Source organism: Pseudomonas sp. AGC41 (genome assembly GCF_057334555.1).
In genome coordinates this window covers 74,028-82,538 of record NZ_JBHFJB010000026.1, presented here as the reverse complement: position 1 = coordinate 82,538, position 8,511 = coordinate 74,028, and the positions used below count along the sequence as shown (strand labels likewise).

The window sequence follows — 8,511 nt, the reverse complement described above, 5'->3', positions numbered from 1 at the left end:
CCCCCCCCCCCCCCCCACAGGGTTCGGCATTCGGCTTGATGTTGGGTTTGTATATCAGTGTGTCAGCAGGCACATGACATACACAAACTTGCACACCAGCGTCATTCCCGACACACCCCGCTTACACCCGTTTGAAAGACTCCTTGTGTCCCCGGCCACCCTGACGGCCGGGCCATGAATCCAAGGAGCCTCCCCATGCCTGCCACCACTGCAACGCCACCTGCTTTCCGTTTACAGGGCTGGTCGCTGTTCAGCCTGATTGCCGCCCTGGTGCTGTTGATGACCGCGCTGACCCTGGCAGTCAACCCGGACCTCACCGAAGGCGTGCGCAGCGCCATTCGCGCCACCGCCCGGTCATCCTTTGCCCTGTTCCTGCTGGCCTTCACCGCTTCGGCGTTTGCCGTGCTGGTACCCTCGCCCTTGAGCAAGTCGCTGTTGCGCGAACGGCGCTTCATCGGCTTGGCCTTTGCCTTTTCCCACCTGGTCCACGCGGTGTTGATCTATTGGTACGGCCAGCTCAACACAGAGTTCTGGCCCGGCCGCACCGCCGTCGGCAATCTGCCCGGCAGCGTGGGCTACGTGTTCATCCTGCTGCTGGCCCTGACCTCGTTCAAAAGCACCACGCGGCTGATCGGCGCCACCGCCTGGAAGCGCCTGCACACCACTGGCATGTGGGTGTTGGCGGCGATCTTTGCCTACTCCAACTTCAAGCGCATTCCGATGAGCGCCTGGTACGTGCTGCCCTTCGGCCTGATCTGCGCCGCCACGGCGGTCCGCCTGGTGGGCAAGCTGGCCCAGGCCAACAAGCGCCACGCCCAGCCACGAGCAGCCTGAGTAAAGGAGATCAATCATGTACACGTCTTTTTCGAAAGCCTTGAACGGCCTGCACCTCAACCTCGACCACGCCGGCTCATGGCTCGCACCGCTGGGGCTGCGTCTGTTCCTGGCCTGGGAGTTCTTCGAGTCGGGCCTGGAAAAATGGAACGGCCAGAACTGGTTCGCCGAAATCCAGGCGGCCTTCCCGTTCCCTTTCAACCATGTGCCGGCCAGTTGGAACTGGGAGCTGTCGATGTGGGCGGAACTGATCTGCGCCATCGCCCTGCTGGTGGGCCTGGGCACACGTGTTTCGGCGCTGGTGCTGATGATCGTCACGGTGGTCGCCACGGCGGCCGTGCACTGGCCGGCGGATTGGTCGAGCCTGAGCGAACTGGCCCAGGGATACGCCATCACCAACAAAGGCTTTGGCAACTTCAAGCTGCCATTGATTTACCTGGTGGCGCTGCTGCCGTTGCTGTTGCAGGGCGCCGGGAGAATGAGTGTGGATTTTTTGCTGAGGAAGCTGCAATCGATAAAAAAATCGAAACCTTGAGCGGCTTGCGTCGGTCCAGTCCTGTATCAGCCACGGCGCTGCGTACCGCTGCCAAGGGTCGCAGCCCGACAAGACAGCCCATCAGGACGAGGAACAGACATGAGCATGACCGTCGGCGATTTTCTGGTTGAGCGCCTTTACGAGTGGGGGGTTCGCCGTATCTACGGCTATCCGGGCGATGGCATTAACGGCGTGTTCGGCGCCTTGAACCGGGCCAAGGGCAAGATCCAGTTCATTCAGGCGCGTCACGAGGAAATGGCCGCATTCATGGCCTGCGCCCATGCCAAGTTCACCGGTGAGCTGGGGGTCTGTATCGCCACTTCGGGGCCAGGGGCGTCACACCTGATCACCGGCCTGTATGACGCACGCATGGACCACATGCCGGTCCTGGCCATCTGCGGCCAACAGGCGCGCAATGCGCTTGGCGGCCATTACCAGCAGGAACTCGACCTGGTCAGCCTGTTCAAGGATGTGGCCGGCGCGTTCGTCCAGCAGGCCAGCGCACCGGCGCAGGTACGCCATCTGCTCGACCGGGCCGTGCGAACGGCGGTGGGCGAGCGTCGGGTCACCGCGCTGATCCTGCCCAACGACTTGCAGGACATGGAATACAGCGCGCCGCCCCACAAACACGGCACACTGCATTCTGGCGTCGGTTATAACAAACCCAAGGTCGTGCCTTACGAGGAAGACCTGCAGCGGGCCGCCGAAGTCCTCAACGCTGGCAAGAAGGTCGCCATCCTGGTGGGCGCCGGGGCGCTGCATGCCACGGATGAAGTGATTGCCATCGCTGACAAGCTCGGTGCCGGCGTCGCCAAGGCCTTGCTTGGCAAAGCCGCGGTGCCCGACGAGTTGCCATGGGTCACCGGCGCCATCGGCCTGTTGGGCACCGAACCCAGTGACAACCTCATGGCCGGTTGCGACACGCTGCTGATGATCGGGTCCGGCTTCCCCTATGCCGAGTTTCTGCCCCGAGAGGGCCAGGCGCGTGGCGTGCAGATCGATTTGCAGCCCGACATGCTCAGCCTGCGCTACCCCATGGAAGTCAATTTGCAGGGTGACAGCGCCGACACCCTGCGAGCCTTGTTGCCGCTGATCGAAGAAAAGACCGACCGCGCCTGGCGCAAGAAAATCGAACACTGGCGTGCGGACTGGGACAAGACCCTGGAAAAACGCGCGCTGGTCTCGGCCAAGCCGATCAATCCGCAACGGGTCACGTTCGAACTGTCGCCACGGTTGCCGGACCGCGCCATTATCACCTGTGATTCCGGCTCCTGCGCCAACTGGTATGCCCGGGACCTGCAGATCCGTCGGGGCATGCTGTGTTCGCTGTCCGGTGGCCTCGCCTCCATGGGCGCCGCCGTGCCCTACGCCATTGCGGCCAAGTTCTGCCATCCGGATCGGCCGGTCATCGCCCTGGTGGGCGACGGTGCGATGCAGATGAACAACATGGCCGAGCTGATTACCGTCGCCAAGTACTGGCGCAGCTGGACGGACAGCACGTGGATCTGCGCGGTGTTCAATAATCAGGATTTGAACCAGGTGACCTGGGAACAGCGGATCATGGAGGGCGATCCGAAATTCGAGGCCTCGCAGAACATTCCCGACGTGCCCTACCACCTGTTTGCCGAGTCCATTGGTCTCAAGGGCATCCTCGTCGATCAGGAAAGCGACGTGGCCAGCGCCTGGGAACAGGCACTTGCCGCCGAACGCCCGGTGCTGATCGAATTCCGCACCGATCCCGACGTGCCGCCGCTGCCGCCACATATCAAGCTGGAACAGGCGAAGAAATTTGCCTCGACCCTGCTCCAGGGCGACCCGAACGAACGGGGCATCGTGGTCGAGACCGCCAAACAGGTGCTGAGCGCCCTGCTGCCCGGCCAGCGCAAGGACAAAGAGTAAGCATGCAGACGCGAGCAGGCCGTTACGAGCTGATCCTGCTGGGAAGTTTTATCGCCCTATGCGGAATAAAGCCAGCACGTGAAAGGGACCGGTCCGCGGAAAAAATGGTGCAACTGGTCAGCATTTTCTCGGTTTTATTAAGTTAATCAGTCAGTCAGCCGATACAAAGCCAGTGCGGGGTATTCTCGCGTTCAGCTGATGGCTTGTTTTTATGATTGAAGATGCTGGCAATGGCCCCGCCGTGACTTCCGGCGAGCGACCAACCCGAAGTTTCACCCGCCGCACTTTCCCGGCCATCATGCTGGTGCTGTTCATCATGTCCGCTTTGGCCATCGCGGTGCTGCTCAACATTACCCAGACCCAGGACGAGCAGGCCCGGGAACAAAGCGTGTTTTTTGCCCAGCGGGCCATCGAAGGCATGCGTACGGGCATCGGTCGTGATCTGAGCGACTACTCCAAATGGAGCGACGCTTATCGGCATCTGCACATAGAGGTCGATAAAGATTGGGCCTACGACCAGGAGAATGTCGGAAGCAGCGTGTTTTCGCTCTATGGCTACCAGGCGGTGTTCGTTATTTCCCCGAGCGGCCGGACGGTTTATTCGGTCATTGATGGCGAGATCAGCCAGGTGGCGGCCGACACGTGGTTGACCGGCGACCTGCGCGCGCTCGCCAGCAAGGCCAGTACGGCGGAAAATCGCGATGAAGTGATCGTCGAACTGTTGCACCACGAGGACGCGCCCGCCTTCGTCGCCGTCTCGGCGATTACCACCGGCACCGACAACAGCGTGGCCGAAATTCCGGGGCCGCCCAGCCTGCTGTTGTTCGTCAAAGTCCTGGACCGTGGCGCGCTGCAAAGCCTGTCACGGGACTTTGCCCTGCCCGACGCACATATTGCCCGCACGCCAGGGCCTAAGGAGACCGCCCAGGTATCGCTCAACGACCTGACCCGTGAAGCCTTGGCCTGGCGCCCCGCGACGCCCGGCAAGGACTTGCGCAAAGTGCTGCTGCCCTTGCTCGCACTGGCGTTGCTGTTTCTTGCAGTCATGGCCTTGGCGGTGTTGCGTCATGCGCTGATCATGCTCCGCGCCCAGGAGCAGCAGTACGCCAGCCTTCTCGCCCACCGCAAGGCGTTGGAGCGCAGCGAGGAGCGCTTCCGGGACATCGCCGAGGTCTCGTCCGACTGGCTGTGGGAGGTCGACTCGAACGGAACATTGACCTATCTGTCGGAACGCTTCGAACAGGTTACGGGCTTCAACCCCAGCGAGTGGTTGGGCAAGCCGTTGCACCGGCTGCTGCATCCACACAGCGGCTCGATCTCGATTTCCCATTGGCTACTCGGCGGTGCCAATAGCGCCTCCTCTGCGCCGCTCCTTTGCGAATACACCGCGCGCAACCAGCGCATACGCACCTGCAAACTCTCGGTACGGGCCATTGAAGCCGGCACCCTGGGTTTTCGTGGCACCGCCACCGACATTACCGAAGAATTGCGAGCCCTGGCGCAGATCAAGCACCTGTCGCTGCACGACCCGCTGACCGGCCTGGCCAACCGCAACCGTTTATTCGATTGCCTCAGCCAGCACCTCGACCAGCCGCGCGATACGCCACTGGCGGTACTGAACCTGGACATGGACCGGTTCAAACCGGTCAACGACTCCCTGGGCCATGCCGTCGGCGACAAGGTGCTGAAGGAAGTTGCCCATATCCTGCAACAGAACGTGCGCGGCAGCGACCTGGTGGCGCGCCTGGGTGGCGATGAATTCGTCATCATCCTGCCGAGCCCGGGCAGCGCCGCTGATCTCGACCAATTGTGCTCGCGCCTGATCGAATGCATGCAACGGCCCATGCACCTGGATGGCAATACGTTGTATTTGGGCGTGAGTATCGGGGTCGCCTGGTCGCAGCCCGGTGAACAGCGTGCCGATGAGCTGTTGCGCCAGGCCGACATCGCCCTGTACGCGGCGAAGGCCGCGGGGCGCAATACCTGGCGCGTATTCGAAGAGGCCATGGGCAATGTGGCCCGCGATCGTCGACGCTACGAGCAGCAACTGCGCGATGCGATGCGGCAGGGCCAGCTCGAACTGCGTTACCTGCCCCGTTTCGATGTGGGTGCCGAGCAGTTGTATGGTTTTGAAGCCCAGGCCTTCTGGCACCATCCGGAGCGCGGTGAACTGGGCGGGATCGACTTCATCCCGGTCGCCGAAGCCTCCGGTCAGCTGGAGGACCTGGGCAACTGGATGTTGATCAACGCCTGCGACGAGGCGATGAGCTGGCCCACCCCCCTCAACGTCTCCATTGCCGTTTCGCCTCGCTGGTTCAGCAGCAGCTTCCTGTTCAACCAGGTCCACAAGGCCCTGGAAACAAGTGGCCTGCCCGCCCAACGGCTAACCCTCGAAGTGGCCGAAGGCGTTCTGCTGACGGACCATAAGACACTCGCCAATACCCTTCATGCCCTGAAGGCGTTGGGCGTGCGGATCAATATCGACAAGTTCGGCACCAACATAGCGTCCCTTCGGGAAGTGCTCGACCAGCCATTCGACGGCATCCGCTTCGATCGTAATATCCTTGCGCAACTGGGCCTGGAGCACGATCAGGAAGGCGTCCTGGCGATGATCCGGTTGAGCCGCAGCGTCGGATTGATGGTGACCGCCGAAGGCATCGAGAATGCCGTGCAGTTCAGCCAATTGCGCAACGTGGCCTGCGATCATGTGCAAGGTCCGTATTTCGGCGCTGCCCTGGCCCGCTCGGAAATGGCCTCGTTCTTCACCACGCCCCGCTGGCTGTAGCACTTGAAATTGCCTGCTCGCGACGACAGCGTGCTCGCCGGCCGGGATTTTCTTGACTGCGGACATATCCATTACCGCAGTAACGGCTGTGCGCGCAAAACCGCAGCGCCAAAAACCTCCAAAAAAAACCGCATTCCCAGCCGGCACCAAGGTCTGTAGAGCATCAACGGCAAGAGGAAAACACGCGTGGATTATCTAGGTTGGGTCCAATGGCCCGCGATGGCGGTAACGGTATTGGCCGCGTGGCTGATCGGCTCACGCCAACCCCGCCGACGGGTCGCTGGGTTCAGTTGTTTTATCGTCAGTAACATCCTTTGGGTCGTCTGGGGCTTGCACACCGATGCCTATGCGCTGATCGTCTTGCAATTCTGCCTGTGCGCGATGAACCTGCGGGGTTTCAAGAAAAACACCCAGTAGCTGCGCAAGTCGCTTTCGTGGCTAGGGAGCTTGCTCCCGCTGAGTTGCGCAGCGCCCCCGAGACGGTTTATTTCATCGTCTGCCCAATCACCTGCACCAGATCAATCTGCTTGAACGGCTTGGTCAGCCGTGGCAACTGCGTGGCGAAGCCTTCGAGGCGCTCGGCATAGCCAGTCGCCAGGATGATCGGCAAGGTCGGCTGACGATCGCGTAGCAGTTTCGCCAACTGCGCACCGTCCATCTGGGGCATGGCCATGTCGGTGATCACCAAGTCGATATCCGGGTTGCGCTCATACAACTCCAGCGCCTGCGCCCCTGACAATGCGCAAAGTACCCGGTGACCCAGGTCTTCGATCAGCAAGCGCGTGCTGGTCATCACCAGGCTGTCGTCGTCGACCACCAATACCCGCAGCGCATGGACGGGCGGCGCAACCGTGTCCACGGCAGGCGGCTTATCCGTGGTCGACTCATCAGCCACCGGCAACCACAGCTCGGCGGTGGTACCTGCGCCTTTTTCGCTCTTGAGGATCAGCCGTCCGCCCAGTTGCTCGGCCAGACCGTGCACCATGGACAATCCCAGCCCGGTACCCTTGCCCACGCCCTTGGTCGTGAAAAAAGGATCCACAGCCGAAGCCAGGGTCATTTCGTCCATGCCCTCGCCTTCGTCGGTGAGCGACAGGCAAACATATCGCGCATTGCCCAATGGCCGTCCCCGCCCCTCGGCCTCGCTGCCCAGCCGCTCCTGCGCCTGGATCAATATCCTGCCGCCCTGAGGCATGGCGTCCCGGGCGTTGGTCGCCAGGTTGAGGATCGCCAGTTCGAGCTGGTTGACGTCGGCCAGCACCGGCGACAACGCCTCGGCAAATTGGGTCTGGATATGAATCGACGGGCCCATCGAGCTTTGCAGCAAGCCGCTGAGGCCTTGCACCAGCGTCGCCAGTTCCACGGGTTCCGAGGTGAGCTTCTGCCGACGGGCGAACGCCAGCATGCGCTGGGTCAGAGAAACACCACGAAGCGCACCCTGGGCGGCATTATCCAGCAGTTGGGTGAGCTTCGGCTCGCTGGGCATGCGCTTGCGCATGATTTCGAGGTTGCCGAGGATCACCGTCAGCAGATTGTTGAAATCGTGGGCGATGCCACCGGTAAGCTGGCCGATCGCTTGCAGCTTCTGCGCTTGGAACAGCGCCTCGCGAGCCTGTTCCAGGGCCTGTTGCGCCTGGGTGGCATCGGTAATGTCGCGGGTGATCTTGGCAAACCCCAGCAGCGTGCCGGTATCGCTGCGAATCGCATCGATGACCACATGAGCCATGAACCGCGTGCCATCCCTGCGCACGCGCCAGCCCTTTTTTTCAAACCGGCCGACGCTGGCGGCGATGCTCAGGGCACGCTGCGGCTCTCCGGCTTCGCGATCCTCGGGGGTATAGAACATCGAGAAGTGCTGGCCGATCGCCTGAGCGGGCAGGTAGCCCTTGATCCGCTGCGCGCCCTGGTTCCAGTTGGTGACCTGGCCGTCCGGGTCGAGCATGTAGATGGCGTAGTCGGTGACGCTTTGCACCAGCAGGCGGAACTGCTGCTCGCTTTGCTTGAGGGTTTCCTCGGCCATCTTGCGGTCGGTCAGGTCCCGGGTGATCTTGGCGAAGCCGAGCAGTTCACCGCTCTGGCTGTCGATGATCGGATCAATGACCACGTGGGACCAGAACAGCGTGCCGTCCTTGCGCACCCGCCAGCCTTCGCCTTCAAAACGCCCCTCGCGCACGGCCGTATCGAGAGCCAATTGCGGCAGCCCGGCGGCACGGTCCTGACCGGTGTAGAACCGGGAAAAGTGCTGGCCGAGGATCTCCGATTCCTCGTAGCCCTTGAAGCGTCGAGCGCCTGAGTTCCAGCTGGTAATGATGCCGGACGGGTCGGTCATGTAAATGGCGTAGTCGACCACGGCATCGATAAGCAACCGAAAACGCTGTTCTTCGTTGATGCGGGCGGTCTTTGGGTCGTTCTCGAGCATGTTGGCCGGGGATCAGGGGATTTGTCCGGAGTATGGAAC

General features: G+C 61.9%; 6 protein-coding genes. 5 read left to right on the top strand and 1 reads right to left on the bottom strand.

Annotated features, from left to right (window positions below; genetic code table 11):
- Positions 1–195 precede the first annotated feature (195 nt).
- From ACE04F_RS04585 to ACE04F_RS04565, 5 genes are all read left to right on the top strand, one after another.
- Positions 196–834, top strand: a complete 639-nt coding sequence (locus ACE04F_RS04585) for a ferric reductase-like transmembrane domain-containing protein (RefSeq protein ID WP_486105195.1) — start codon at positions 196–198, stop codon at positions 832–834.
- 16 nt (positions 835–850) lie between these two features.
- Positions 851–1,369: an HvfX family Cu-binding RiPP maturation protein gene (locus tag ACE04F_RS04580; RefSeq protein WP_486105193.1), complete on the top strand. Its 519-nt coding sequence runs from the start codon at positions 851–853 to the stop codon at positions 1,367–1,369.
- A 99-nt stretch (positions 1,370–1,468) separates the two neighbouring features.
- Positions 1,469–3,268, top strand: a complete 1,800-nt coding sequence (locus ACE04F_RS04575; RefSeq protein WP_486105191.1) for a thiamine pyrophosphate-requiring protein — start codon at positions 1,469–1,471, stop codon at positions 3,266–3,268.
- Positions 3,269–3,479: 211 nt separating this feature from the next.
- On the top strand, positions 3,480–6,053 hold the full coding sequence (locus tag ACE04F_RS04570; RefSeq protein ID WP_486105189.1) for a bifunctional diguanylate cyclase/phosphodiesterase: 2,574 nt from the start codon (positions 3,480–3,482) through the stop codon (positions 6,051–6,053).
- 186 nt (positions 6,054–6,239) lie between these two features.
- Positions 6,240–6,470, top strand: coding sequence for a hypothetical protein (locus ACE04F_RS04565; protein WP_305500811.1), 231 nt, complete (start codon positions 6,240–6,242; stop codon positions 6,468–6,470).
- Between the two features lie 67 nt (positions 6,471–6,537).
- Here ACE04F_RS04565 and ACE04F_RS04560 read toward each other — a convergent pair whose 3' ends face one another.
- Entirely contained in the window at positions 6,538–8,472 is a 1,935-nt protein-coding gene (locus ACE04F_RS04560; RefSeq protein WP_486105186.1) for a hybrid sensor histidine kinase/response regulator, read from the bottom strand.
- Positions 8,473–8,511 lie beyond the last annotated feature (39 nt).

Bases quoted from the DNA above. Each gene is read 5' to 3' on its own strand.
- ACE04F_RS04585 (WP_486105195.1), top strand. From the start codon at position 196: ATGCCTGCCACCACTGCAACGCCACCTGCTTTCCGTTTACAGGGCTGG.
- ACE04F_RS04570 (WP_486105189.1), top strand. From the start codon at position 3,480: ATGATTGAAGATGCTGGCAATGGCCCCGCCGTGACTTCCGGCGAGCGA.
- ACE04F_RS04575 (WP_486105191.1), top strand. From the start codon at position 1,469: ATGAGCATGACCGTCGGCGATTTTCTGGTTGAGCGCCTTTACGAGTGG.
- ACE04F_RS04560 (WP_486105186.1), bottom strand. From the start codon at position 8,472: ATGCTCGAGAACGACCCAAAGACCGCCCGCATCAACGAAGAACAGCGT.
- ACE04F_RS04580 (WP_486105193.1), top strand. From the start codon at position 851: ATGTACACGTCTTTTTCGAAAGCCTTGAACGGCCTGCACCTCAACCTC.